Consider the following 26,058-nt stretch of genomic DNA (forward strand, 5'->3'; position numbering starts at 1 on the left):
CTGGGGCAGCGAAAATCAGCCAATCGACAGTTGTGTTGAATATGGGCTTGCCGCGTTCGCGGCGGGCCCAGAAATAGAGAATGGTGCCCGGCGCGTAGAGCAGCGCCGAAAGGAGAACGAATTTCAGTCCGCCCGCCGCAATCATGAACAGGGTGTAGACAGCGGCCACGCCGGCAATGATCAGATCGCGCTGGCGCTCCTCAGGCTTCTTTTCGTAAGTCTCCCCTCGCCGCGCCAGCATGACGCCATAGGCGGCCACGAAGAGATAGGGTATCAGCGACATGGCGCTGGTCAGGCTCAGCATCAGCGCGAAGGCGTCCCGAGACCAGTAGGTGCTGATGACGAAAAGCTGAACCACGATGTTCGTCAGCCACAACGCAGCCGCAGGAACCTTGTTTGAATTCTCGGTCCCGAACACCCTTGGCATGTCTTCCTTCTGCGCGGCGATGTAGAGAACTTCCGCACAGACCAGCGACCAGGCGAGGTAGGCGCCGAGCACCGAAATGATCACGCCGACGCTGATGAAGATCGCCCCCCAGTGGCCGACGACGGCTTCGAGAACGCCGGCCATCGAGGGCTGTCCCAGAGCCGCGATATCAGCGCGGGCCATGACCGAATAGGGGAGCAGCGACACCAGCACCATGAGCGTGGTGACGCCGATGAAGCCGAGGATGGTGGCTGTACCGACATCCGACCGTTTTGAGGCGTAACGCGAATAGTTGCTCGCGCCTTCGATACCGAGGAACACGAAGACGGTGACCAGCATCGTCGCCCGCACCTGATCGAAGATGTGCGATTCCGGCATGCCGACGCCGCCCCAGAAGTTGGCGCTGAACATATCGCCCTTGAACATGACGATCAGAATCAGAATGAAGGTGAGGATGGGCACGATCTTCGCGACGGTGACCACCGTGTTGATGAATGCGGCCTGCTGGACGCCTCTCAGGATCGTAAAATGAAACAGCCAGATGCCGATCGATGCGACGACGATGGCGACCACCGTATTGCCATCTCCGAAGACCGGGAAGAACAGTCCGAGCGTGGACTTGATCAGCACCCAGTAGGAGACGTTGCCGATGCAGCTGCCGATCCAGTAACCGAACGCCGACAGGAAGCCCGGATAATCGCCGAAGCCCGCCTTGGCATAGGCGAAGACACCAGCATCGAGTTCGGGCTTGCGCTCTGCAAGCGACTGGAAAACGCGGGCAAGCATATACATGCCGGTCCCGGCAATGCACCAGGCGATGATCGCCCCGAAGGGACCCGTTGCGTTACCAAACGTGCGCGGTAGCGAGAAAATGCCGGCGCCCACCATCGACCCCACGACCATGGCAGTCAGCGCGAACAATGAGAACTTTTGAGTAGAACCTGAGGCCATGATTTACCCCCCAAGAATTGGTCAGGTTAGGGGAGCGCAAGGTGTGGCTCCGGCAAAGATTATAGGAGGTTTCAATTCTCTATGTGATCAGCACAGAATCCCACAAATAGGCTGCGCGTCTCTAATTTTGCTACCGTGCGCGGCTACGTCGGAGTATTGCGGACAAACGCCAGCAAATGCGATCGCGACAACATAAGGATGCCAGCTGCAATTCGCCGGTTTCTGTCGCGCCGAGCATTACCCGGCCCAACGCAGCGCCTTTAAATCTCTGATCTTCATGCAAACTTCCGGTGGGCGAAAATCCCGCATGGTCCTGGGCCACGCTGAGCACTTTACGAGTGCACGTCAACGCCAACCATTCGGACGATAGCTGGAGGCCGCTTCTCGCACTGCGGAAATTGGGATTCCGGGCGGGCATTTGGGATTTCTGACCAATCACAAACGATTGGCAGACGTTATAGTCGAATTGCCCCGCAGACGTATGCTTTGTCCCATTTCACGAGAGTTTCCTGGAGTCCATGAGAAATGCTGGTTTCAGTGAATAAATCGATGCGAAGGGTGCGCGCGCTGGGCGCGTTCATGGGCCTTCTGATGGCAGGTCCAATGCTTGCAGGATGCCGGGATGAAGCCAAGGATGAGCCTCCGGTCATTCGCCCCGTGCGAACGGTCACGGTTGAGCAGCGCAAGCTTGGCGACAGCGTCACCCTTACCGGACATGTCGAGGCCGAGAACCAGGTCTCCTTCGCGTTTCGCCTTGGCGGCCGCATGATCGAACGCCTTGCCAATGTCGGTGATCCGGTCGAGCCCGGGAAGATTCTCGCCCGCATGGACCCGCAAAATGAAATCAGCGCGCTGCGCACCGCACAGGCGACCCTCGTCGCCGCCGAGGGGCAACTCGTCAAGACGAGCAATGCATTCGCACGGCAGGAAACGCTGCTGAGACAGGGCTTCACCACCCGCGCGCAATATGATGCGGCACAGCAGGCGATGCGCGCGGCGCAATCGCAGGTCGACAGTTCGCAGGCGCAGCTGGAAAATGCCGAGGATCGCGTGGGCTTCACCGAGCTCTACGCAGATGCGGCGGGCACCGTGACCGCTGTCGGCGCCGAGCCCGGCGAGGTCGTCCAGGCGGGGCAAATGGTGCTGCAGGTTGCGCGCCAAGATGGACGCGATGCGATATTCGACGTTCCGGCTCAGCTGCTGCGACAGGCGCACGACACAGCGATTGTCGAGGTTGCGCTGACCGACGATCCGACGGTAAAGGCCACCGGACGGGTGCGCGAAGTGGCGCCGCAGGCCGATCCGACGACGCGGACCTTTAGGGTGCGCGTCGGCCTCAGCGACACGCCCGCTGCCATGCGCCTTGGATCGACCGTGACGGGCCGTGTGACGGTTGATTCATCGCCTGAGATCGCGATACCGGCGACGGCCCTGACCAAGTTCAACAGCCAGCCTGCGGTCTGGATCGTCGATCAGGACAAGAAGACTGTGTCGACGCGCAATGTAGAAGTGGTTCGCTTCGATCCCGCCACTGTCATCATTTCGCAGGGCCTCACCCCAGGTGAGGTCGTCGTGACGGCCGGCGTCCAGGCTTTGCATGACGGCCAGGAAGTGCGTCTGCTCGGATCCACCCAATGAACGGCTTCAATCTCTCCGCCTGGGCGCTGAAGAGCCGCTCGCTCGTGATCTATGCGATGATTGCCGTCGTCGTTGCCGGCGTATTCGCCTTCATCAATCTTGGCCGCAACGAGGATCCAGCCTTTACCATCAAGACCATGGTTGTCAGGGCCGGCTGGCCCGGGGCAACCCTTGACGATACGCTGAAACAGGTGACCGAACGGCTCGAGCGCAAGCTGCAGGAAATACCCGAAGTCGATTTCCTGCGCAGCTTTACCAATGCAGGCGTGACGACCATCTTCGTCAATCTCAAGGACGCAACGACGGCGGCCGAAGTTCCCGATGTCTGGTATCAGGTACGAAAGAGCATCGGCGACATTCGCCCGACCTTGCCGGCGGGTATCGTCGGCCCCGGATTCGACGATGATTTCGGCGATACATTCGGCATCATCTACGGTTTCACCGCGGACGGCTTTACCCAGCGTGAACTCGCCGACTATGTCGATGAGGCGCGCTCGCGCCTGCTGCATGTGCCGGACGTATCCAAGATCGACGTGCTCGGGGCACAGCCTGAACGCATCTTCATCGAGTTTTCCACCGAACAGATGGCGGGCCTCGGCATCGACAGGAACGCCGTGATCGCTGCCTTGCAGGCGCAAAATGTGGTCAGTCCTTCGGGTACCCTGCGAACCGCCGACGAGCGCTTGAGCCTGCGCGTCAGCGGCGCTTTTGATTCCGAAGAGGACCTTCGCAACCTGAATTTCGTCGCAAATGGCAGGCTGATCCGGCTGCGCGACATTGCCGAAATTCACCGTGCCTATGCGGACCCCCCGCAGCCGATGTTCCGGGTGAACGGCAAGCCAGCCATGGGCCTTGCCATATCGATGCGCGAAGGCGGCGATATTCTCGCGCTCGGCCACAACATTACCGCGGCGATGAAAGAGATCACCGCGAACATGCCGATCGGCATCGAAACGACGCTCGTCGCCAATCAACCCCAGGTGGTCGACGACGCAATCGGCGAGTTCACGGAATCGCTCTGGCAGGCGATCGTCATCATAATGGCCGTCAGTTTCATCAGCTTGGGCATACGCGCCGGAACCGTCGTCGCCCTTGCGATACCGCTATCGCTGGCGATGGTCTTTGCGGTAATGCAGATCCTCGGAATCGACCTGCAGCGCGTCTCCCTTGGCGCCCTGATCATCGCGCTCAGCCTGCTCGTCGACGATGCCATGACGACGGTCGATTCCATGACGACGCGGCTCGCACTCGGCGATGAAAAGGAAGAGGCCGCGAGCTTCACGTTCCGGACGCTCGCTGCCGCCATGCTTGCCGGCACCCTGGTCACCGCAACCGGCTTCGTGCCGATCGGCTTTGCGCGCAGTTCAGCCGGCGAATATACGTTCTCGATCTTTGCCGTTGTGAGTATCGCACTGGTCGTATCCTGGCTTGGCGCCGTGATCTTCTCTCCGCTCCTCGGCGTTGCGCTGCTGAAGAAGCCCGACAAGATCGAGACGGGAAAGCCCTCCATCATTCTTCGCTTCTTCCGCAGCCTGCTTGTCGGCGCACTGCGTATGCGCTGGCTGACGATCGGCATCACGCTTGCATGTTTCGTGCTCGCCCTTTTGGCGCTTCCGCTGGTGCCGCGGCAGTTCTTTCCTTCGTCCGACCGTCCCGAACTGCTTGTCGATATAAGGCTGCCGCAGAACGCGTCCATCGAGGCGAGCCAGAAGGCATCGGACCAACTTGACGCACTCCTCAGGGACGATCCGGACGTGGCACATTGGAGCACCAATGTCGGGCGCGGCGCCATCCGCTTCTACCTGCCGCTCAACGTCGAATTGCCCAATGAATTTTTCTCGCAAGCGGTTGTCGTTGCGAAGGACGTTCCGGGCCGTGAGCGGCTCCGCGCGCGACTTGAACAGGAATTGGCTGAAAAGGTGCCAAGCGCCATTTCGCGTGTCTCGCTGCTCGAACTCGGTCCGCCAGTTGGTTGGCCGGTGCAATATCGCGTAAGCGGCCCTGATGCCAACGAGGTCCGCGAGATTGCTCAGCGCCTGGCACAGGTCATGGGCGCCAATTCGCAGCTCAACCGCATCAATTTCGACTGGATCGAACCCGCCCGCTCCATCCGCGTCCATATCGATCAGGATCAGGCGCGCCTCCTGGGCCTGAGTTCGCAGGCGCTGGCGACGGCGCTCAATACCGTCGTGTCCGGAATGGCGGTCACGCAGGTGCGCGATGACATCTACCTGGTCGACGTCGTCGTGCGCTCGACCGACGAGCAGCGCGTATCGCTCGACAATCTGCGCACGCTGCAGTTCCCGCTTCCCAATGGCCGTACTGTACCGCTCAGCCAGTTCGCGACCTTTGAAGTCGACCAGGAGTTCCCGGTGATCTGGCGGCGGGACCGCGTGCCGACACTCACCGTGCAAGCGGATGTGACGGCGGGCGGTTCGCCAGAGGCGATCGTCCAGGCAATGGAACCGGAAATCGACAAACTCAACGCCACCTTGCCAGTCCCATATCGCATAGTCGCAGGCGGCACCGTGGAGGAAAGCGCCAAGTCACAGGCGTCCGTGATTGCCGTAGTGCCAATCATGCTGTTCCTGATGATCACCATCCTCATGGTGCAACTGAAGAGCTTCAGCCGCCTGTTTCTGGTGATGAGCGTTGTTCCGATGGGATTGATCGGTGTCGTCGGGTCGCTTTTCATCTTCAACCGGCCCTTAGGCTTTGTCGCCATTCTTGGTATCCTGTCGTTGCTCGGGCTTATCGCCAAGAATGCCGTCATACTCATCGAACAGATCGAGACGGAGCGGGCCAAGGGAACGGATGTGTGGAATGCCGTCATCGACGCCACCGTGTCGCGCTTCCGCCCGATCATGCTCACCGCGATATCCACCGTGCTCGGCATGATTCCGATAGCCTGGACCATCTTCTGGGGACCGATGGCAATTGCGATCATGGGCGGCTTGCTGGTGGCGACCGTTCTTACCCTGATCTTCCTGCCGGCCCTCTATGTGGCCTCGTTCCGCGTCAAGGAACCAACAACCGATCAACCTTCGCGCCAACCTGCCCCAAGCCCAGCATAGATCGCATGAAAGGATGCGGTCATGGATGGCCGTATTGTGGCCGGCAAAGTTCTTTGACAACTCCGGCAAAGCTTTGGCCTAACAACCGACACTTGTCAGGAGGAGATCGTCAGTCGTGCAACCTGGTTGGTAACAGTTACGTACTGAACAGACGATAAGGGTTGTGTCATACTATTCAAGACGAGCATTCGTAACTGCGTGATTTGTCACTTCGGGGAATTTTTGGGGTAGCGATGCCAGCATTTTCTTCAGCAAGAACGGATCGAACCAGTTTGCCCGGTACGGACAGTGATGCATGGGCAAAGGTTTTCACTCTATTGTTGCGGCGCATGGTGACGGCATGAACGCCCATGACCACACCACACCGTCTGAAGCGTCGCTTGATCACAACTTTGCGCAAGCGGCCGCCATATCTCCCATCGACTGCCCCCCATTGCCTTCAAAGCGGTCTTCCTATCCTTCGACGATACCCGCGTTCAAGTTCGACACCCGGGTCGTGCCGCTTGACGATCAATATGACTCCTGGCGCAAGAGTTTCTCCTCCATGCTGGAGTTCGGCGACCGCAGGGACACGTCGAACGGCTTTGACGGCAGGCAAACCGTCTGGGATCTCGGCAATCTCGCCTTTTCCAGGATCAGGACCAACGCACTCGAATTTGCGAGCGTTCCCGGCCATACGCGCCGGGAAGCGCTCGATCACTGGACGATGACACTTCCGCTCGACGGAGCGATAAGCACCCTCGGTCCGGCGGGCAGTTTTGCAGGCGGCGCGGGCATCGTGCAGATCCATTCGCTCGGACGTTGGTTCGAAGGCAATGTAACGGACAGCGATATGCTGATGCTTTTCGTCCCGCGCGACTTTGACCCGGATGTCGCCCACGCGCTCAGCGCCGCGGAATTTTCCTCCGTCGACACAGCGATGGGCCGGTTGCTCGCCGATTACTTCATGGGCCTGGCCAAGCGGCTGCCGGGGGTCGAGGCGGAGAATATTCCAGAACTGGTGGGCGCAACGCGCGCGATGATCAGGGCTTGCGTCATGCCTTCGCCCGGTACAATCGAGGAGGCGCAGGCGCCGATCACGCGCGTTCTACTCGAAAAGGCGCGCAGTATCGTAAACGCCAGATTGTTTGATCCGTCATTCAATGCCGAAGCGCTGCGGCGCGATCTCGCGATCTCCCGGACCGGGCTTTACCGGATGTTCGAACCTTTCGGCGGCGTGATGCATTACGTTCAGCACCAACGGCTCCTCGATGCGCATGCAGCACTGGCGGATCCGAATGACAAACGCCGCATCGTCGAAATTGCCGAGCAGCGTTGCTTCAGCGACGGCGCGGAATTCAGCCGGGCATTCAAGCGGGAATTCGGTTACACACCCACGGAGGTGCGCGCCGGACGCAAGAGCGGGATACCGCGCAGGTCGGCAAGCGAAATCACCAGTGCTGCTCCCGAAGAACGCCTCGGTCTTCTCCTGCGCAAGCTCCACGGTTGATCTGCAACAATTTATGAGGTTTTCGATGCGTCATGAAGATGTGGATGAACGATTGAGAAAACTCGGCGTGAATGTCGGCCCCTTCACCTTCACCGTATTGTTTCTGATCGGCGTCATCGTTGCGGCGGGTCTTGGCTGGCTCCTGTACTAGTCTCGCCTGCTGGCTGGAGGTATTGACTACGATGTTCGATAGCGACGACTGGAAACTGGCGATTGAGGATACGCGGTTTCGGCAAAATGCCATCGTCGCCCTCATTCATTCGAGCAACAATCAGGCCTTGGGACTTCTGCGGCTGTTTTCCGTCATCGCCCTTGCCACCGCGACCGGGGCGGTTACGTCACTTGCCGCAGGCGAATTCTCGCCGGCGGTTGGCTGGGAGCTTGCATCCCTGACATTGGTTCTTGTCTGGTCGTCATGGCAGTGTTTCCGGGCCCTCGAAGTCGGGGATATCGACCTGCCGGGTCGGGATGCCGAATTCTGGTTGCGTGCGGCGGATGCGGGAGACGACCGGCCTGCCTTTTCCCGCCACTATCTCGAAGGGTTCAGAGAACGCTACCGGACCAACCGCAGGGTAAGCGAGCGTCAGGCACGCGCGCTGAGGAGAGCAAAACTTGGAGGAATAATTGCGCCCCTCATCGGCATCGCCGTGGGCTTGATCCTCGCCTTCTTCCAAATAAACTATGCTTGAACTCTTGCGCGCTCACTGTGTCATGGTCGTGATGGCGAATTGGATACCCACTCAGTGCTCAGTCGAAGCGTATTGATCCTCCGCGCAATCCTGCTGATGCTCGTCGCCGGCGGTATTACGGCATGCGCCTCGCCGGCGCGCGGTGTTCTTGCGCCCGTGGCCGCGCCATCGCCCGACACTGCAAAGGTCGATATCCTTGTGGCCACGACCCGCGCGCCCACGACGCAGAAGGGGGTCTTCTTCAGCGGCGAGCGCGGCAGCGATTTGAGCCTGGCCAATGTCGTGGTTTCAATTCCGCCGAACCGTCAACCCGGTACAATTCAGTGGCCGCGCCGGCTTCCTGGCGACCCTGAACGGAGTTTTGTAACGACAGCGGTGAACCCGATCAAGATCGGAGATATTCGTACCTGGTACCGATCGCATGCAGTAAGCGACAGGCGCGTATTGATCTTCGTTCATGGCTTCAACACCCGGTTCGAGGATTCGGTGTTTCGCTTCGCGCAGATTGTTCACGACTCGCGCGCGGAGGTCACGCCGGTCTTGTTTTCCTGGCCATCGCGCGGGGCTCTGCTGGATTACAATTACGATCGGGAAAGTACCAATTTTTCTCGCTCCGAACTGGTCTATGTCATTCAGCAGGCGGTAAAAAGCCCCGATGTCTCCGAAATCACGATTGTCGGGCATTCGATGGGCAGCTGGCCGGTGATGGAAGCACTGCGCGATATATCAATGCAGAACAAGCGTATATCGCCCAAAATCACCGACGTCATCCTTGCCTCGCCGGATCTCGATATCGACGTTTTCCGCAAGCAGCTCACGGATATCGGCCAGGAACGGCCGCATATCTCGATATTCGTTTCGGCAAACGACAGGGCGCTGCGCCTTTCCAGGTTAATATCCGGCCAGGTCACGCGCGTTGGGGGCGTGGATCTTACCGACGTGGCCTACAAGGCCCAGCTTGAAAAGGCGACCGGGATTACGGTCTATGACCTTACTCAACTGCGCGACGGCGACAGTCTCAACCACACCCAGTTTGCAACGAGCCCCGAGGTCGTCCGCCTCTTCGGCGAACGACTGTTGCGAGGACAATCGCTTTCCGATGCCGATCCGAATGCCTCCGGAAATTTCGGCGCCACTGCAATTGAGGCCGGCCAGACCATCGGCACCGTGACAGGCGCTGCGCTGAGCGCGCCCATCCGCATTTTCGAGAGCGCCGTGCGTCGCTGATACGCGGCTATCCGCTGTGGGTAGCTTAATTCGGCACTATCGCCGCAGCAGCCATTCCTTCTTGATCGCCAATACTCCTCCGGGTCCGTGCGCTGCCGCAAAGAGCAGGCCGGCGGCAAAAGTAAAATGGTCGATGAAAAACCCGAACTCGGCCTGGTTTCCGGCCCAGTGCGACGGGCCGTGAAACGCAAATGCCAGAAACAGAACGTAGGCGGCAGCTACAAGTGCTGCTTCGGAGAAATAGGCGCCGGTCAGGAAGCATGCGACGAGAGCAAGCTCAAGCAGCGCAGCGAGCCACGCCAGCAGGGTGGGAAACGGAAATCCGGCCCCGGCGATATACGTCGCCGTACCGCCGATATCCATCAACTTGAAGCTCACGGCCATGATGAAGACGAGCGCGAAGATAAGTCGCCCCACCAGAATCGCCGCCGTCGTCCATCCCGCATTGCCTGTTGCCGTTGTCATACTGGTCCTCCTGAAGCAAGTCTCGAAGCTTTCGCTGCAAGGACGAGTGCTGCGGACCATTTCCGACACCGCGCGGGCAATTTTCTTTTTGGACGCCGATCCGTACCCGAAAGCGGATCCGGCAGCGCTTATGGTCCTTGACTATCAGAAACTGTTGCGCTCGTGATAGGTCCGCAGGAAAGACTGGATACGTGCATCCTGGGGATGATGCAGAATGCGGTCGGGGCTATCGACGCCCACGAGTTCGCCCTTTTCCATGAATCCGACCTGATCGGCGACGTGTGCGGCGAAACCCATTTCGTGGGTGACCACCACCATCGTCATCCCCTCCCCGGCCAGTGTCCTCATGACGCTAAGCACCTCGCCCACAAGCTCCGGGTCAAGTGCGGACGTCGGCTCGTCGAAGAGCATGAGCCTCGGCTCCATGGCGATGGCCCGGGCAATTGCAACGCGTTGTTGCTGTCCACCGGAGAGCCGCGAAGGATGGTTCGCCATCTTGTCCGCCAGTCCCACCTTGGCCAACGCCTCCACGGCGCGCCGCTCGGCGTCGGCCTTGGACATGCGGCGCACACGGATCAGCCCCTCGGCAACATTTTCCTTGGCGGTCATATGCGGCCAGAGATTGAACTGCTGAAAAACCATGCCGATCGAGCGTCGCATCTCGCGGAGCTTGCGGCCCGACATCTTCTTGTTGGGCGCCTCATAGCCAATCAACTGGCCATCAATGCGGACTTCGCCGGAATCATATTCTTCAAGGAAATTGATGCAGCGGAGCAGGGTCGACTTGCCTGAACCGGATGGTCCGATGAGACAGGTGACCTTGCCGGGCAGAATCGACAGGTCGACATCCTTCAGCGCCTGAAACTTGCCGTAGAATTTGTTGACCTTACGCATTTCGACGGATGACGCTGCAAGCATCTTACGTCCTTTCAATCAGGTGTTTCGTGATACGCGCTTCCAGTCTGTGGCCGACGCGCGAGATCGTCTCCACCAAGCCCCAGAAGAATAGCGCCAGCACCAGGTTTGCCTCGACATAACGGAAGGTTTCGGCGGACATTCGCTGCACCTGGTACAGCAATTCGGGAACGGTGATGATCGACAGAATCACGGTTTCCTTGGTCAGGATGATCGAAAAGTTCACCAGCGCCGGCAAAGCGGAGACCAAGCCGAGGGGCAGCAGGATACGCCGCACAATATGGCCTTCGGCCATACCGATGGCACGGGCCGCTTCAATCTGCCCGTCAGGCACGGCCCGGAATCCCGAACGGAATATTTCGGCAAAGTAGGGGCTGCCATAGATTGTCAGCCCGAGCAGGCCGGCCGGCAGGGCATCGAGGCGCAGGCCGATGAGTGGGCCACCGTAATAAAGCACGAACAATTGCACGAGGAACGGTGTGCCGCGGATAACTTCGATATAGACTTGGATGATCCACGTCACCCAGCGCGGTGCGTAGCGTTGAATGAGCGCAATGACGAGGCCGAGCGCCATGCCGAAGACGGTGCCAAGTGCCCAACAGACGATGGTATTGGCAAACCCCTTGAGCAGCGACGGGCCATATTGCTGCAACATGCTCCAATCCATCAGACGGCCGTCCTGTGTTCGAGGTAACGTCCGAGCGCCGCGAGGCACAGGTTGATCACGAGATAAATGCAGGCGGCGGCGATGTAGACCTCAAGCGGCCGGAAGGTGGTAGCGGCCTGCGCCTGGCTGGCGCGGGTAATTTCGAGAATACCGACAACCGAGACCAGCGAGGACGCCTTCACCAGAAGAATAAGTTCGTTGATCAATGCCGGCAGCGAAAGCGTAACGGCTTGCGGGAGAATGACCCGTATCCATACGTCGAATGGCGTCATGCCGATGGCGACCGCCGCCTCTGCCTGTCCCCTCGGCAGCGCCGCTATCGCGCCGCGCCAGATTTCGGAGATATAGGCGCTGGCGCAGATGCCGACGGTCACCACAGCAGCGACCATTGCAGGAACGTCGAGGCCAATGACCGGAAGCGCATAATAGAACACCAGCAATTGCACCAGGAGCGGCACGCCGCGCAGGAAACTGACCCAGATGGCTGCAAAGCGACGCAGCAGCGGGTAAGGCGACAGGCGAGCTGCGCACACCAGCGTGCCGATCACAAGACCCAATCCGATACCGAGTATAGAGATCAGCAGCGTGTATCGCGCTGCCCACAACAACGGCTCGAAGCTTTGAAGGAAAACCGCTAAGGAAAACATCCGCCCCTCACGTGACCCAAGATGTGCGGGCGGAGGTCACTCCGCCCGCAGCAAATTACTTGGCCGGAACCTCACGCGGCAGTTCGGTGTAGGTGCCGAGCCACTTCTCCTGGATCGCCTTGACGCGGCCGTCATCGGTCATCTTAAGCACCGCATCGTTGATGGCCTTGTTGAAGCTTTCGCTGTCGGCATCCTTGCGCAGCACCCATGCGAAATACTTCGGCTCACCGAACTGGGCAGGGGTGAAAAGGGCAAAACTTTCAGGACGGCTCTTCACGAGATAGGTAAGGTTCGGAAGCGAGCCCGCAACCGCATCGAGACGACCGGCAGCGAGGTCGGCATAGGCTTCGTCAGTGGTGCCGTATTCCTTGATCGTTACACCGCCAAGCTTCTGGCCATAGGCTTCAAGCTGCTTGAATTGCGCGGTGCCCTGCTGAACGCCAACGGTCTTGCCCTTGATATCTTCCGGCTTGGTGAGTTCGGTGTTGCTCGCAGCCTTCAGCAGCGAAACGGTGGCATCGGCGATAGGCAAGGTGAAGCCGTAGCGCTCGAGACGTTCCGGGGTAATGGTAACGGGGGCAATCACGATGTCGAACTTCTTGACTTCAAGACCCGGCAGCTCGGCCGTCCACGGAATATCCTGGTAGACCGGCTCGACGCCGATTTCCTTGGCAACCTGGTCGAACAGGTCCTTGGTCATGCCCTCATACGTGCCGTTGTTGAGCATGTCGAAGGGTGCATAGTGCATGTCGGTGGCGGTTACGATCTTGCCCGCGGCCTTGACGTCCGCAAGCTGGTCCGCCCCGGCGGCGCTGGCAAGACAGAGTGTGGCCAAGCCGACAAGCGCCCCTTTGAAGGTCATGTGAATTCTCATTTCAGTTCTCCTAGTTGTTCCCACGGGATTGACACGGCGGGCACTTATTGTGTCGCCGTATTTTTAGATCAGAGAAATGCCTCGCCGATCGAGGCCGTATGTCGCTCCTTGACCGGCTGTTATGTTCGGGTTGGCGAAAGCGCAACGGATCACGCTTTTCGCCAGATTATTCCACAGCGCAGGAGTCCACCGCCGCCCGGTATCTTCCGCTTCGCTGCGCAACCTTACCATGCCAGAGTGCAACGAAAAGTACTCAATAAGCGGATTCGGTAAAGCACCAGGACCGCCGTCTTGCCCGTCACCACCGGACAGGAACCGGCCGTTCGGCGCGACGAGCGGAGGCAACGACCTCCGCCGGTTCTTGCCGGTTGTTCCCACGGCAATCGCTGGGAAAACATTGGATGCATTGCGCTTTGACTGATGCACGGATCGCCTTCGGTCAGTTCAGCATATGGCCGGAAATGATAATGCGCTGGATTTCGCTCGAGCCTTCGTAGATCCTCATGATCCGAAGATCGCGATTGATCCGTTCGATCGGGAAATCACGCGTATATCCATAACCTCCATGCAGTTGCAGCGCGATATCCGCAATACGGCCAGCAGCTTCTGATGCGTGCAACTTGGCCATGGAGGCCGCGAGCGAAAACCGCCCGCCACCTGCATGCGCCAGATCCCGTTGTCGCGCTGCGTCCTGCGCAACGAGCAATGCCGAGCGATAGGCCAAACCCATATCGGCGATCATCCAGCGTATGCCCTGCCGGTCACTCAATGGCTGCCCGCCGATGACACGCTCCTTTGCGTAGGCGATCGCAGCTTGCATTGCAGTCTCGGCCATGCCGAGGCATTGCGCGGCAACCTCGATACGGCCATTGTCAAGCACTTGCATGGCCGTGCGGAAACCCTTGCCTTCCTCCCCCAGCAGCGCATCGGACGGCAGCTCGCAGTCGATGTTCAGTGTAAAGACATGACCGCCCTTGAGACCCATTGTCCTTTCAGCCGCACCAGCTTCAAGACCCGGCGTCCCCTTGGGGAGGATAAAGGTCGAAATGCCGCGATGTCCCTTTTCCGGATCGGTCACGGCATAGAGAAGAATGAAATCTGCAACGCCGCCATTGGAGATGAAGCATTTCGTGCCTTTGACATGCCAACCCGCGCTCGTGCGGCGCGCCCGAGTCTTCATGTCAGCAGGATCGGATCCGGCAGTGGGTTCGGTCAGTGCGAATGATCCCAAAGCCTCGCCCGTTGCCGCCTTGGGCAGCCATTTCTGTTTTTGCGCTTCCGTTCCGCCAATGAGGATGGAGTCGGTCGCCAGATAGTGCGCGGTCAGCGCCGAAGCAGTGGAACCGCAGGCTCCGGCGACGATCGCCACTGCCCGCAGCAGCGCAGTTGCCGAGATCGAACTCCCGCCATAGGCTTCCGGCAGATTTGCGCCCAGCATTCCGGCTTCGGCCAGAACCGCGATTTGTTCATGGACGAAGGTAGAGGCTTCGTCGGTTGCCGCCGCTTTCGTCGCAATGCGTTCCGCACACAGCCGCCCAAGCACGTCGCAGAACAGCCGCTCCTCGTCGGACAGCATGTACCATTCATCCGTCATGCGCGCTTCTCCAACCCGAACTCCCGCAGAATTGTTTCGCGATCGCCGCCGAGCCGGGGCGCCGAGACTGCTGCAACCGGCTTTTCGCCGTCGAAGCGGACGGGCTGACCGACTGTCGGCGCCTCCCCCAGCACCGGATGTTGCAAAAGGCTGACCAATCCACGCGCGGCCGAATGCTCATTCGAAATTGCCTGCGCAATGTCCCAGATCGGGGCCGCCGGCAGACCTGCCGCAGAGAGAGCGGCAATGGCTTCCTCGGTGGTCAGCTTGCGCGACCAGTTTTCGATCAAGGCCTTCAAGGCTGGTTCATGTTCGGTGCGGCTGGCATCTGTAGCAAAACGCGGGTCGTCCACGGCCTGCGGGGCGCCGACAAGTTGAGCAAGCGCGCTAAACTGCCTGGGGTTCAGAACGGTTATCACCACCTGACCATCGCTGGTGGCAAAGCAGCCAAAGGGCGTCGAGAGCGGATGGCGATTGCCGACGCGTTGCGGCAGTAGGCCAGCATAGAGGTGCAGCGCATGGCTGGTCGTCAACACTGAAAACAGGGCGTCATACATGGCAACGTCAAGCGTGGCGCCCTGACCTGTCGAATTGCGTTGCACCAGCGCGGCCATGATGGACCAGCTGGCAAACAATCCGGCCAGCAGATCGGCAATGCTTTCACCGGTCTTGAGCGGGCCGCCTCCCTCCTCGCCGGTGCTTGCCATCAGGCCGGACATGGCCTGCACGATGAGGTCATAGGCCGGCAAATCCTTGAATGGTCCCTCCTGGCCAAAGCCGGAGATCGAGCAATAGATAAGTCTGGGGTTCGCCGCTCGCAGCGCCGCGGCGCCGAGGCCCAAGCGCTCGGCCACGCCGGGACGAAAATTCTCGACCACTACGTCTACTTGCTCGGCGAGCATCTGCGCCAGCGCCTGGTCTTCCGGAACCTTGAGGTCCAGAACGATGCTGCGCTTGCCACGATTGTTAAGAGTGAAAAGTGCGCTTTCACCATGGCTGAACGGGCCGACGTGGCGATAATCGTCGCCCGCCGGCGGTTCAAGCTTGATGACCTCGGCTCCAAGATCCGCCAGGAGCGCCGTGCAATAAGGACCCGCCAACACACGCGACAGATCCAGCACCTTGATCCCCGCCAGCGGCCGGTTCATGCCCACGGCTCCGACATGGGACGCGCCGCACAATTGCTGGCTGCCGTATAACGGGCACGGTACATCTGCACTCCTCCATAGCGCGCTGTCACGGAATATGTCTACACATAAGCCCGCGAATATGTCTATACTTATTTTATGGATATGTCTAAACTTGCCCGCATTCCGCTGGAGATTCATCGGCGGGAGCAGCCATAGGCGACAAATAATGCGCAAGGCCCAAAGTATCGCTGACGAGGTACGTCGTCGCATTGTCGAACTCAAGTGGCGTGAAGGCGAACGCATACCGGACGAGGCGGATCTGGCGGTCGAGTTCAGCGCCGCACGGGCGACGGTCAACAAGGCGTTGCAAGTGCTCGCCGATGAAGGCCTTCTGGATCGCCGGCGTCGCGCGGGCACGCGGGTGGTGGTCAATCCGGTGCGCAAGGCCACCTTCTCCATTCCCATCGTGCGTGAGCAGGTCGAGGACGCGGGCCTGATCTACAGCCACCGTGTCGTTGCGCAGCGGCTCAGTCCGATTCCCGGCCACATCGCGGTACGCCTGGGTCTTCCGGAAGGGGAACGTCTGGTCCATCTCAGGGCGGTGCATTACGCCGACGGCAAACCCTACCAGCTCGAAGACCGCTGGATTAATCCGCACGTTGTGCCAGGACTTGAACACGCCGGCTTCCGGGATTTGAATGCCAATGAATGGCTAGTGCGTAACGCACCCTATCTGCGGGCTGAGTTCTCGTTTTCAGCCGAGAATGCCGACCGCCGAGATGCGCGACTATTGCAGACGAGGCAAGGCCAGGCATTGTTGATCCTGCATCGCACCACCTGGAATGATCTTGGACCCATTACCACAGTCCGGGTGGTCTTTCAGCCCGGCCACAGTTTCGGCGCCGACGAGGGCCGCGATCAAGCGGCCAAAATCTGAGAGACAGCCGCAAGGCTTTCGCAAGCGCTATGCCCAATCTGGAATCGGGCGGACTGTGTGGCTGGATTTGGCTGGCACTGGTGACATTGTCTATCTGCTCGTGGAGATATTTATATGAAAGTTCCGTCCTAAGGTTCCACAATTGCGAGTATTAGCTACCAGACGGATGGATTAGCGAAGTAGACAAGGGCCAGGACCAACAAATTGCGAAGATCCGAGTTGGAAATAACGCTAAGGTGCGACGGACAGTTCTGCGGGACATGCCGTTTTGCAATTTTAAGGTGTAACCATCGGGCAACTGTCGAGGTGAGAAGTTTGAACTTTCCCAACGACGTAAAGCATTTCCTTTGTACGAATCAATTCAATCGCCTAGTTTTCCCAAATGTTGAAGAGGACCTCCTGTCTGATCTTGCTACTTCTGGTTGGCGGCTGCGCATCCGGGGGCCCGCCTCAGATCCTGGCATCGACGCGAACCGTCGACGCGCAGCAGGCCTATGCGCTACCGCCGCCTGGCGGTCCCTCCATCGTCAGCGTCGTCGAACGGTCCTACAACAATGCCGTTCAGCAGGAAATTCTGTTGGCAACGTCCGCCCGCACGCCTGGGCAGAACGTCCTGCGCGTACAGCTGTTCGGACCGGTGAAGGCAAACCTTTCCGGCGGTGATACGCTGCGCGACCGTCAGCTTGGTACAACGAACATCGATCGCGAGCTCCGCGGTACGTTGCCGGGCGTTCCAATGCATCGTTCTCCCAACTTCGTGCAGAACCGGTACGGTGCCTTCGGTTTCGCCAGCGGGCATTCACGCTCCGGCGATACCTGCGTCTATGCCTGGCAGCGCATCCGGCCACCTGAAACACAATCGCGCTGGTTTACCGGGCGCGGCTCGATCCAGATCCGGCTGCGTCTTTGCGACTCGCGCTTGACCGAAGAACAATTGCTGGCGTTCATGTATGGGTTCACCATCAACGCAGCCTTCAACAATTACAGCTGGAACCCTTATGGCGAACCGGCCGGCGTGCCGGAAAATCTTGGCCGCCCGGGCGCCAATGTCTTTCCGACTGGGCCTGACATGCCGCCATCCGCCGCATTGATGCCTCCGCCAGCGCCGCAACCAGTTGCAGTGGCGCCAAAACGGCGCGCACAGCCGCCTGCCGCACCGGCTGTCGAGACACGCCCGGCAAGACCTGCGCCGATCGGACCCATCGTACCGCCGCCGCCTGTATCAGGTGCGGCCCCGCCCATGCCTGCACCGACCCAGATCAATCGGGCCGTTGTTCCACCCCCGCCACCCGCCGCCCAATAACCCGGAGCCAAAACGCAGTGACATCCATTGGGGAATGACCCTCCCATTAACCCGCCGCCAGGACATGAGATGAATTCTTCGCCCGCCCGCCTATCGAAAAGCACGGCCGTCCATGCGTAAGTTCCTCATCATCCTGATGTGGCTCGTAACGTCGATCAGTGTTCTGCTACTGGTCACGCTCCCGGTAAATCTGCAGACGCAGTTGATCGCCGGCGCCTCGGTACTGTTCCTCATGATGGTGTTGAAGACGCTGAATGCCGGCGGTATCTGGCGGCTGATCGCCCTCGCTTTCGGTACGGCCATCGTCATGCGCTATGTCTACTGGCGTACGACGAGTACGCTGCCTCCGGTCAACCAGCTCGAAAACTTCGTTCCCGGGTTCCTGCTCTATCTCGCCGAGATTTACAGCGTGATGATGTTGGCGCTCAGCCTTTTTGTCGTCTCAATGCCACTGCCGCATCGTACGACACGGCCGGCAACCAAAGGTGAATTGCCAAGCGTTGACGTGTTTATCCCGACCTATAACGAGGACATCGAACTGCTTGCAAACACCATGGCCGCAGCCAAGGCCATGGACTATCCGGCTGACAAGCTCACCGTCTGGATACTCGATGACGGCGGTACGCTGCAAAAGCGCAATGCCGACAAGATTGTCGAATCCCACATTGCTGAAAAGCGTTTCAAGGATCTCTCGGAGCTCTGCGAGGCTTTAGGCGTTCACTACCTGACGCGTGAAAAGAACGTCCATGCCAAGGCTGGCAACCTCAATAACGGCCTTGAACATTCCACCGGCGAATTGATCGCCGTGTTCGACGCGGATCACGCGCCAACACGCGATTTCCTACTCGAAACGGTCGGCTATTTCGATGAGGACGAGAAACTGTTTCTCGTGCAGACGCCGCACTTCTTCCTCAACCCCGATCCGCTCGAGCGCAATCTGCGTACGTTCGAGGAAATGCCATCCGAAAACGAAATGTTCTACGGCATCATCCAGCGCGGCCTCGATAAATGGAACGCGGCTTTCTTTTGCGGCTCGGCCGCCGTGCTCCGCCGCGAGGCACTGAACGTCACGGGCGGGTTCAGCGGCATCAGCATTACGGAAGACTGCGAGACTGCCATCGCGCTCCATTCGAAGGGCTGGAACAGCGTCTATCTCGACAAGCCACTCATTGCAGGATTGCAACCCGCCACATTCGCAAGTTTCATCGGCCAGCGCAGCCGCTGGGCGCAGGGTATGATGCAAATCCTGCGGTTCCGCTTTCCCTTATTCAATGGCGGGCTCACGATCCCGCAACGCCTTTGCTACCTCTCTTCGACATTGTTCTGGCTGTTTCCATTCCCGCGGGCAATCTTCCTGGTCGCGCCGCTGTTCTATCTGTTCTTCGGGCTTGAGATCTTCACGGCATCGGGCGGCGAATTTCTCGCCTACACCCTGATCTACATGGTCGTGAACCTGATGATGCAGAACTATCTTTACGGTGCATTTCGCTGGCCCTGGATTTCCGAGCTTTACGAATATGTCCAGACCGTGCATCTCCTGCCGGCAGTCGTGTCGGTTGCCCTGAACCCGCGCAAGCCGACATTCAAGGTCACCGCGAAGGACGAGCGTATCGACCGAAGCCGTCTTTCGGAATTGAGCACGCCCTTCTTTGTCATCTTCCTGGTGCTGCTTGTCGGCGTGGGGGTAACGATCTATCGAATTTACACCGAGCCATACAAAGCGGATGTCACGCTTGTCGTGGGTGCGTGGAACCTTCTCAATCTGGTTTTCGCGGGCTGTGCGCTTGGGGTTGTATCCGAGCGCGGTGACAAGCGGCCTTCGCGACGCGTGAAGGTGAGCCGCCGCTGCGAATTTCGCGTGGGCGAGCGCTGGCTGCAAGGGACGATCGACGATGTGTCGGTCAATGGTCTGCGCGTGCAGGTGCTGGGCGATGTGGCCGAGGCGGTTTCCGTCGGCATGCTGACCGACGTCCGCTTCAAGACATTCGCAACGGGAGATCTCGGCGATCTTCCATTGCAGGTCCGCAATGTCAGAAAGCAAGCTGGAGAAACGTCGGTCGGCTGCATGTTCATGCCTGACCAGCCCTCCGATCATTCCTTGATCGCCGATCTGATCTTTGCCAATTCGGCTCAGTGGACCAAATTCCAGCTGGATCGGCGTGGTAATCCCGGCCTGTTCAAGGGTACGATCTGGTTTTTCGGGGTGGCGATATTCCAGACATACCGGGGTTTTTCCTATCTTTTCCGCCACTTGACTGGAAGAGGCAAAAGGGAATGGGAGGGCACGCTATGAAGCGTCTGCTTGGCGCCTGCCTGTTTCTCGGCCTTTCCACGCTGAGTTCTTATGCGCAGGTCGCGCCTTTCGACATGTCGCCCGAGCGCCCCGCCGAACCCGCACCGGCCGAGAAGCCGGCCGCGCCGTTCTCGCCACTGCCCGGCCAGCAGGCACCGGCCGCACCCGCCCCCGCTCCCAAATTGGCGCCGGCGCCGATCAGGGCCGACGGACAATGGCGGCGCTATATCGTGCCTCAGGACAGTCTTTCGTTCAGCGGTGAGAATGGTGACAAGACGTGGGCCGTTTTCATTACTGCAGATCAGGCAGCAGCTCCTGCCACTCTGACGCTGGCCTATCAGAGCAGCCTCGTCGTGGCGCCGGAGTGGTCCACCATGACCGTTTCGATCAACAACGCCCGCATCATCAGCGAGCCGGTACAGTCGCCGGAGGGCCGGAAGACTTTGACGGCGAAGATACCGGCCGGCGTCCTGAAAGAGGGGCTCAATACATTCCGGATAAACACCAGCCTTCGCCACCGCACCGACTGCACGGTGCAATCGACCTACGAATTGTGGACTGAAGTCGATCCGTCAAAGACTTATCTTTCTTTCACCGGAGACAATCCGCGCAGGCTTAAGAAGCTGGACGACATACGTGCAATCGGTGTCGACGGGACCGGACGGACGGCGTTCAACATTGTCGTTCCCGCCATTGACCGCACCCAAGCGACGGCTCCCATGCTTCACACAGCCCAGGGTTTGGCGATCCTTGCCAATATGCCGAACCAGACGGTGACGGTCTCGTCCACCCTGCCGGCAGAGCAGTCGCCCGGCTCGCTGACGGTCCTTCTTGGTACCGATGAGGAACTGCAATCCCTCGCGCCGTGGGCAGGAGACAGTCGAACGGCGCCCGGCGTGGCATTTGTGGACGACCCTGCAACCGGCAGTTCGATCCTCCGCTTTCGCGGCGCCGATTGGCAATCTGTCACCAATGCGGTTGCCGGCTTTGTCGACCCGCTGAAGCGCGATCTCAGCGTGCCGCGGACGTTCATTTCTACCCAGACATGGCGGTCACCCGACGTGCCGCTTTTCATTTCTTCATCGCGGGTAAAGCTCAGCGAACTTGGGGTGGATACGAAGAATTTCACCGGACGCCGGCTGCGAACTGAATTTGCAATTGGCGTTCCTTCGGATTTCTACGCGAACGAGTATGGAAAGGCGACCATTCTCCTCGACGCCGCCTACTCGGAAGACGTTTTGCCGGGCAGTCAGATCAATATTTACGTTAACGACAATATTGCCGCCACGCTACCGATAACCACTTCAGGCGGCGAAATCCTGCGGCATTTTCCGATCAGCTTCACCATGCGGCACTTCCGGCCCGGCGTGAACCTGATCACCATCGAGGCCGCGCTTACCACCAAGACGGATTCCATCTGCGCGCCTGGATCCAACGCATCCTCGACGACTCGGTTCGCGCTTTTCGATTCGTCTGAATTTGTCATTCCAAGTTTTGCCAGGATCGGTACCCTCCCCAACCTTGCTGGCTTGAGCGGCACGAGCTTCCCCTATAATCGTTCGGGCAAACCGTTGCCTGTCGTGATGAACAATGCCGGGGAAAAAAGCCTGTCGGCGGCCGCAACGCTGCTTGCCCGCATGGCCGTGGCTGCCGGGCGGCCGATGGAGGTCGATCCGAGGGCAACCGCGAATTCCGCCATGAATTCAAATGCCCTGTTTATCGGCGCCATTCCGCAAATCGAATCGAGTGTCCTGACGCAGACCGGGATTTCCGAAAACACTCGGACGATCTGGAGCGCCGTTAAAGGGAATGTCGAACCGGCACCAGAGGAAAATACCCAGAGCGACTTCAACGAGTGGCGGGAGCGGCTTTCCGGTAGAGGTTGGCGCGGCCAGATTTCCTCTTTTGACGACTGGCTGAACCGTACGTTCAACATTTCCCTGGCGAGCCTCATGACCTCCGATGAGAGCGATGCGCCCTATACGCCGGAACCTGCCGCTACGCTCCTCGTTGCCCAACGGCCAAATCCGAACGGCGACGGGGTGTGGACAGTGGCAACGTCGGCAACAGACGACAATCTCATTGAGGGCGTCCGCGCCCTGACGCGGCAGGATCACTGGCCCGAACTCCAGGGCCATATTTCCATCTACAAAGCCGGCACCGACGAAATGCAGATGGTCCCGGTGGGTAACTACACCTTTGTTCAGTCACAGCCGCTGTCATTTTCGAACATGAGACTGGTCATCGCCAATTGGCTTTCCGGCAATATATTGTGGTTTTCGTTAATCCTTGTTGTCCTTGCCAGCTTGCTTGGCATCGCGACCTCGCGGATGCTGGCAAATCTCGGGAGGCGCATATGAGAGCCTATGCCTGCCTTCTATGTCTTTTGCTCGCCTGGGCCGGCAGCGGAGTTGCGATGGCGCAAAACTTGTCGGGAACCGTGAAACCAGCGGATTGGGCCGCCTACAAATCACGCTTCATTGATGCAGGTGGACGGGTGATTGATGATGCGAACGGCAATATCAGCCATAGTGAAGGCCAGGGTTACGGGTTGCTGCTCGCATATCTTGCCAATAGCAAGGCGGATTTCGATCTGATCTGGTCATTTACAAAAACCGAGCTTTTGTTGCGCGACGACGGTCTTGCCATGTGGAAATGGGATCCCTCGGCAAAACCGCACATTACCGACAGCAACAATGCCTCCGATGGCGATATTTTGATCGCCTATGCGCTGTTGCTGGCGGGAGGCGAGTGGGAACGCAACGATTTCATCGGCGCCGCAAAAACGATTATCGGCGGGATCGGCAAATCGAACGTTGTCAAATGGCAGGACCGCCTGCTCCTGCTGCCGGGTGCCAAGGGATTTTCCGAATCCGACCGCACTGACGGTCCGATCATCAACCTGTCCTATTGGGTCTTCGAGGCCTTTCCGAAATTTGCCTCGATCGACAAGACGACTGATTGGATGCAATTGAGCATGACCGGCGTTGGGTTACTCAACAAAGCCAGTGCCGGCCCGCGGTCGCTACCGACGGACTGGATGTCTGCTAAAACCCAGTTAAAGCCTGCTAAGGGATTTCCCGCCGAATTTGGGTACAATGCCTTGCGCATTCCTCTCTACCTCATGCGTGCCCGCATCTACGACCGGGAATTGCTTACGAGGTTGCGCAAGGGCATGACCTCGGAAAGCGGCCAGGTGGTCATTACCGACAGCGATAGCGGAAATGTGAAGGAAACACTCTCCGATGCGGGATATGCGATCATTCCGGCACTCGTCGCTTGCGTGCTGGACAAGGTAAAATTGCCCGAGGCCGTACGCTCGTTCGAACCATCTCTATACTACCCGTCAACGCTGCATTTATTATCGCTTTCGTTCGCCCATAGTCAGCATCCGGAGTGTTTATGAAGAAGCCGGTACTCATCATCGCACCCCTGATAGTCGCTTGCGCCGCAGCCTTTGCGCTTCAGCAAAGCTATCTGCCGGAGTCGGCGACGGCTGGAGAGACGATCCGGTCGGCGCTGTTGGGAGGCGCAAAAGGCAGTTCCGCCCAAGCGGATTCAGCCGGTGAATATGTCGTCGCGCAGTCCGGCCGAACGCCTGCCCGCCGCACGCAGCCTGCACTGGAGCAGCCACCTGCTCCCGCGACGACGCCGAAAGTCGATGAAACCGCGCTGCGTTATTTTGCCCGCCAGGGCGATCAGCGCCGGTTGGCGGCGGAGATCGCGCGGTTGCGGGCGCTCTACCCCGATTGGACGCCCCCCGCCGATCCCCTCGCCGTGCCCGTTCAGACCGATGCATCGCTCGATGCCATGTGGAAGCTCTATGCCGACGGGAAACTCGCCGAATTGCGCAAGGCCGTGCAGGATAGGCAGAGTACAGAACAAGGCTGGACACCGCCCGCCGATCTGATGGACCGATTGGACCTTGCCGAAGCGCGCGAGCAACTGATCAATGCCTCCGACCTGAAACAGTACGATACGGTGATCCGCGTCGGCGCGGCCCATAACAGTCTGATGACCTGCAGCGAGATCGACGTGCTGTGGCGGACGGCCGAAGCTTTCGCCAAAACCGATCGCGAGGCCCGGGCGAAAGCTGCCTACGCATACATCCTCGACACCTGTACCGATCCGGCTGAACGGCTTGCGACGGTGCAGAAGGCGCTGCCGCTGCTGACGCGGCCCGATCTCGACACGTTGTTGGCAAAGGCCAAAATCCTGCCCGACGGGAAGAGCGAATTCGATTCGATACGCGACGACCTCGCGCGCAAAGCCGTCGCCGACGCAGGGTCTGACCCGAAACTTGTCGTACCCCAGCCCGATATCGAGCGGGTGGAGAAACTTGCGACCGCTACAACGGGGCCTTCCGATCCGCTTATCCTCGGTTGGTATTATCTGCGCCGCAATAATTTCGAGGCGGCAGAAAAATGGTTCAAGCTTTCATATGATCGCGAAAGCGCGCCGTCATCCGCGCAAGGCCTCGCACTTGCGATGATCGCGCGCTCGCGCCCGGCAGAAGCCGAAGCAGTCATGTACGAATGGCGCGACAGCTCGGACGACACGAAGGCGGTCTACATGGCTGCCGTGGCAAATCTTCTGGCGCAGGACCCGCCGGTGGAGATTGCGCCCGCGATCCTGCAGCGCATGGTGCCGGAGGTCCTGGAAGCAAAGGATGCCAATGCCGCGCAGCAGCTCGGTTGGTACGCTTATCTGCTCAATCAGTTCGAGACCGCTTCAGGCTGGTTCTCGATGGCCCTGCAGTGGAAGCCGGACGACGAACCATCCTCCTACGGTCTCGTACTGACGCGCCAACAGCTCGGTGATGCGGCAGGCGTGGCCGCGATCCAGCGGCGCTGGGCTGGTCGCTCGGAGCGCATCGCGCGGCTCGGTGAACAGCGCAAGACGCGGCAACCCGGGCTAGCGCCCTCGCCCGAGCGGTTCGGCGACACGCTGGAGCAAACGCAACTGCGGCCGACCCTGACCACGCCGCTTGCGCTGCAGGATATGCCAGCCTCGACTTCCCCTCCCACCCCACCGGCGCCGCCTCGGACCCTGGCGGACGAGGTCGCCGAGACCATTTCCCGCCAGCGAGCCGACGCATACGAGCAGCCTGCACTCCAAACCGAGCAGGCGCCCCGACCGAGATCGCCGGAAGCGCGTCCGCGTCAGGCGCCGCGCGGGGCCACCAACAATGCCGGCGCGCGTTCGGTCCGCGGTTGCACGACAACAATCGACCCGCAGGCACTTTCACCCGAGAACGCGTTGTCGCGCGGCTGGTGCCTGATGGATATCAATCGCCCACTCGAGGCAGCCGCAGCATTCGAACGCGGCCTCCTGAGCCGGTCGGAGGCACAGCGGAGCGACGCCGCCTACGGCCAAAGCCTTGCCTATCTGCGTGCCGGTCTCAGCGACAAGGCCGCGGTGGCCGCCTCAAAGGCTCGCCAGCAGCAATCCCGTCAGATCGAACTCGACATCGCGCTGCTTTCGTCGCGCGCAACGGAGGCCTTCAACGCCGGCCGTCCGAACGAGGCCATCCTCGCACTCGACCAGCGGGCGCGGATCGCTCCCGAACGCACCGATCTCATGATCCTGCGCGGCTATTCCTACATGAAGTTGAACCGGCTCGCCGATGCCTTACGCATTTTTGAGGCCGTTGCGGCGACGGGCAACAAGGAAGGCTTGCGGGGAATCGCCACGATAAGGGCGATAAGGAACAAAGAGTACTGAGTCAGAGATAATCA

The 26,058-nt window shown here is 59.6% G+C and carries 20 protein-coding genes; 12 read left to right on the forward strand and 8 right to left on the reverse strand.

Annotation, left to right across the window (positions count from 1 at the left end; all coding sequences use genetic code 11):
* A partial coding sequence (locus tag HQ945_RS18410) for a basic amino acid/polyamine antiporter (protein WP_174208380.1) occupies positions 1–1,378 on the reverse strand: 1,378 nt, incomplete at its 3' end.
* A gap of 525 nt (positions 1,379–1,903) precedes the next feature.
* Here HQ945_RS18410 and HQ945_RS18415 point away from each other — a divergent pair.
* From HQ945_RS18415 to HQ945_RS18435, 6 genes are all read left to right on the forward strand, one after another.
* A complete protein-coding gene (locus HQ945_RS18415) occupies positions 1,904–3,016 on the forward strand; it encodes an efflux RND transporter periplasmic adaptor subunit (RefSeq protein WP_174208381.1) in 1,113 nt (370 codons plus the stop codon).
* Positions 3,013–6,090 (forward strand): efflux RND transporter permease subunit, encoded by a 3,078-nt coding sequence (locus tag HQ945_RS18420; RefSeq protein WP_174208382.1) that lies wholly within the window; start codon positions 3,013–3,015, stop codon positions 6,088–6,090. Before HQ945_RS18415 ends, HQ945_RS18420 begins: the two co-directional genes overlap by 4 nt.
* Positions 6,091–6,385: 295 nt before the next feature.
* The gene (locus HQ945_RS18425; protein WP_246272720.1) at positions 6,386–7,579 is read left to right on the forward strand and encodes a helix-turn-helix domain-containing protein; all 1,194 of its coding nucleotides are present in this window, start codon (positions 6,386–6,388) and stop codon (positions 7,577–7,579) included.
* A 25-nt stretch (positions 7,580–7,604) separates the two neighbouring features.
* Positions 7,605–7,730 carry a hypothetical protein gene (locus tag HQ945_RS23040; RefSeq protein ID WP_280139098.1) on the forward strand — a complete coding sequence of 42 codons (126 nt, stop codon included), beginning with the start codon at positions 7,605–7,607 and terminating at the stop codon, positions 7,728–7,730.
* A 31-nt stretch (positions 7,731–7,761) separates the two neighbouring features.
* Positions 7,762–8,268 (forward strand): hypothetical protein, encoded by a 507-nt coding sequence (locus tag HQ945_RS18430; RefSeq protein WP_091924107.1) that lies wholly within the window; start codon positions 7,762–7,764, stop codon positions 8,266–8,268.
* Positions 8,269–8,340: 72 nt separating this feature from the next.
* Complete coding sequence (locus tag HQ945_RS18435; protein WP_244532961.1) at positions 8,341–9,495, forward strand: alpha/beta hydrolase; 1,155 nt, start codon at positions 8,341–8,343, stop codon at positions 9,493–9,495.
* A 36-nt stretch (positions 9,496–9,531) separates the two neighbouring features.
* On the opposite strand, the gene HQ945_RS18440 is transcribed toward HQ945_RS18435, so the two are convergent.
* The 7 genes from HQ945_RS18440 to HQ945_RS18470 all read right to left on the reverse strand — a co-directional run bounded on the left by HQ945_RS18440 (position 9,532) and on the right by HQ945_RS18470 (position 15,805).
* Complete coding sequence (locus HQ945_RS18440) at positions 9,532–9,960, reverse strand: DoxX family membrane protein (protein WP_091924109.1); 429 nt, start codon at positions 9,958–9,960, stop codon at positions 9,532–9,534.
* A 144-nt stretch (positions 9,961–10,104) separates the two neighbouring features.
* On the reverse strand, positions 10,105–10,878 hold the full coding sequence (locus tag HQ945_RS18445; RefSeq protein WP_113281061.1) for an amino acid ABC transporter ATP-binding protein: 774 nt from the start codon (positions 10,876–10,878) through the stop codon (positions 10,105–10,107).
* A 1-nt stretch (position 10,879) separates the two neighbouring features.
* Positions 10,880–11,542 carry an amino acid ABC transporter permease gene (locus HQ945_RS18450; RefSeq protein ID WP_027232773.1) on the reverse strand — a complete coding sequence of 221 codons (663 nt, stop codon included), beginning with the start codon at positions 11,540–11,542 and terminating at the stop codon, positions 10,880–10,882.
* Positions 11,542–12,189 carry an amino acid ABC transporter permease gene (locus tag HQ945_RS18455; RefSeq protein ID WP_027232772.1) on the reverse strand — a complete coding sequence of 216 codons (648 nt, stop codon included), beginning with the start codon at positions 12,187–12,189 and terminating at the stop codon, positions 11,542–11,544. The genes HQ945_RS18450 and HQ945_RS18455 overlap by 1 nt, the downstream gene beginning before the upstream one ends.
* Before the next feature lie 55 nt (positions 12,190–12,244).
* Positions 12,245–13,063, reverse strand: coding sequence for a transporter substrate-binding domain-containing protein (locus HQ945_RS18460; RefSeq protein WP_113281060.1), 819 nt, complete (start codon positions 13,061–13,063; stop codon positions 12,245–12,247).
* 439 nt (positions 13,064–13,502) lie between these two features.
* Complete coding sequence (locus HQ945_RS18465; RefSeq protein WP_174208383.1) at positions 13,503–14,657, reverse strand: acyl-CoA dehydrogenase family protein; 1,155 nt, start codon at positions 14,655–14,657, stop codon at positions 13,503–13,505.
* Positions 14,654–15,805 carry a CaiB/BaiF CoA transferase family protein gene (locus HQ945_RS18470; RefSeq protein WP_113281058.1) on the reverse strand — a complete coding sequence of 384 codons (1,152 nt, stop codon included), beginning with the start codon at positions 15,803–15,805 and terminating at the stop codon, positions 14,654–14,656. The genes HQ945_RS18465 and HQ945_RS18470 overlap by 4 nt, the downstream gene beginning before the upstream one ends.
* Before the next feature lie 208 nt (positions 15,806–16,013).
* Here HQ945_RS18470 and HQ945_RS18475 point away from each other — a divergent pair, with 208 nt between their 5' ends.
* The 6 genes from HQ945_RS18475 (at position 16,014) to HQ945_RS18500 (ending at position 26,044) form a co-directional block, all read left to right on the forward strand.
* Positions 16,014–16,724: a histidine utilization transcriptional repressor HutC gene (locus tag HQ945_RS18475; protein WP_113281057.1), complete on the forward strand. Its 711-nt coding sequence runs from the start codon at positions 16,014–16,016 to the stop codon at positions 16,722–16,724.
* A gap of 382 nt (positions 16,725–17,106) precedes the next feature.
* The gene (gene bcsN / locus HQ945_RS18480; RefSeq protein ID WP_113281056.1) at positions 17,107–18,027 is read left to right on the forward strand and encodes a cellulose biosynthesis protein BcsN; all 921 of its coding nucleotides are present in this window, start codon (positions 17,107–17,109) and stop codon (positions 18,025–18,027) included.
* Positions 18,028–18,139: 112 nt separating this feature from the next.
* The gene (gene bcsA / locus HQ945_RS18485; RefSeq protein WP_113281055.1) at positions 18,140–20,320 is read left to right on the forward strand and encodes a UDP-forming cellulose synthase catalytic subunit; all 2,181 of its coding nucleotides are present in this window, start codon (positions 18,140–18,142) and stop codon (positions 20,318–20,320) included.
* The gene (locus HQ945_RS18490; RefSeq protein WP_113281054.1) at positions 20,317–22,680 is read left to right on the forward strand and encodes a cellulose biosynthesis cyclic di-GMP-binding regulatory protein BcsB; all 2,364 of its coding nucleotides are present in this window, start codon (positions 20,317–20,319) and stop codon (positions 22,678–22,680) included. Before bcsA ends, HQ945_RS18490 begins: the two co-directional genes overlap by 4 nt.
* On the forward strand, positions 22,677–23,726 hold the full coding sequence (locus HQ945_RS18495; RefSeq protein ID WP_113281053.1) for a family 8 glycosyl hydrolase: 1,050 nt from the start codon (positions 22,677–22,679) through the stop codon (positions 23,724–23,726). Before HQ945_RS18490 ends, HQ945_RS18495 begins: the two co-directional genes overlap by 4 nt.
* Positions 23,723–26,044, forward strand: coding sequence for a cellulose synthase (locus HQ945_RS18500; protein ID WP_174208384.1), 2,322 nt, complete (start codon positions 23,723–23,725; stop codon positions 26,042–26,044). The genes HQ945_RS18495 and HQ945_RS18500 overlap by 4 nt, the downstream gene beginning before the upstream one ends.
* Positions 26,045–26,058 lie beyond the last annotated feature (14 nt).

It is taken from the genome of Phyllobacterium pellucidum (genome assembly GCF_013327855.1).
In the GTDB taxonomy this organism is placed as follows: Bacteria; Pseudomonadota; Alphaproteobacteria; order Rhizobiales; family Rhizobiaceae; genus Phyllobacterium; species Phyllobacterium pellucidum.

Excerpts from the sequence above, each read along its gene's own strand:
- HQ945_RS18495 (WP_113281053.1), top strand. The coding sequence starts at position 22,677 with ATGAGAGCCTATGCCTGCCTTCTATGTCTTTTGCTCGCCTGGGCCGGC.
- HQ945_RS18415 (WP_174208381.1), top strand. The coding sequence starts at position 1,904 with ATGCTGGTTTCAGTGAATAAATCGATGCGAAGGGTGCGCGCGCTGGGC.
- HQ945_RS18425 (WP_246272720.1), top strand. The coding sequence starts at position 6,386 with ATGGGCAAAGGTTTTCACTCTATTGTTGCGGCGCATGGTGACGGCATG.
- HQ945_RS18470 (WP_113281058.1), bottom strand. The coding sequence starts at position 15,805 with ATGAACCGGCCGCTGGCGGGGATCAAGGTGCTGGATCTGTCGCGTGTG.
- HQ945_RS18500 (WP_174208384.1), top strand. The coding sequence starts at position 23,723 with ATGAAGAAGCCGGTACTCATCATCGCACCCCTGATAGTCGCTTGCGCC.
- bcsA (WP_113281055.1), top strand. The coding sequence starts at position 18,140 with ATGCGTAAGTTCCTCATCATCCTGATGTGGCTCGTAACGTCGATCAGT.
- HQ945_RS18440 (WP_091924109.1), bottom strand. The coding sequence starts at position 9,960 with ATGACAACGGCAACAGGCAATGCGGGATGGACGACGGCGGCGATTCTG.
- HQ945_RS18460 (WP_113281060.1), bottom strand. The coding sequence starts at position 13,063 with ATGAGAATTCACATGACCTTCAAAGGGGCGCTTGTCGGCTTGGCCACA.
- bcsN (WP_113281056.1), top strand. The coding sequence starts at position 17,107 with ATGTTGAAGAGGACCTCCTGTCTGATCTTGCTACTTCTGGTTGGCGGC.
- HQ945_RS18490 (WP_113281054.1), top strand. The coding sequence starts at position 20,317 with ATGAAGCGTCTGCTTGGCGCCTGCCTGTTTCTCGGCCTTTCCACGCTG.
- HQ945_RS18430 (WP_091924107.1), top strand. The coding sequence starts at position 7,762 with ATGTTCGATAGCGACGACTGGAAACTGGCGATTGAGGATACGCGGTTT.
- HQ945_RS18475 (WP_113281057.1), top strand. The coding sequence starts at position 16,014 with ATGCGCAAGGCCCAAAGTATCGCTGACGAGGTACGTCGTCGCATTGTC.
- HQ945_RS18445 (WP_113281061.1), bottom strand. The coding sequence starts at position 10,878 with ATGCTTGCAGCGTCATCCGTCGAAATGCGTAAGGTCAACAAATTCTAC.
- HQ945_RS18420 (WP_174208382.1), top strand. The coding sequence starts at position 3,013 with ATGAACGGCTTCAATCTCTCCGCCTGGGCGCTGAAGAGCCGCTCGCTC.
- HQ945_RS18455 (WP_027232772.1), bottom strand. The coding sequence starts at position 12,189 with ATGTTTTCCTTAGCGGTTTTCCTTCAAAGCTTCGAGCCGTTGTTGTGG.
- HQ945_RS23040 (WP_280139098.1), top strand. The coding sequence starts at position 7,605 with ATGCGTCATGAAGATGTGGATGAACGATTGAGAAAACTCGGCGTGAAT.
- HQ945_RS18465 (WP_174208383.1), bottom strand. The coding sequence starts at position 14,657 with ATGACGGATGAATGGTACATGCTGTCCGACGAGGAGCGGCTGTTCTGC.
- HQ945_RS18450 (WP_027232773.1), bottom strand. The coding sequence starts at position 11,542 with ATGGATTGGAGCATGTTGCAGCAATATGGCCCGTCGCTGCTCAAGGGG.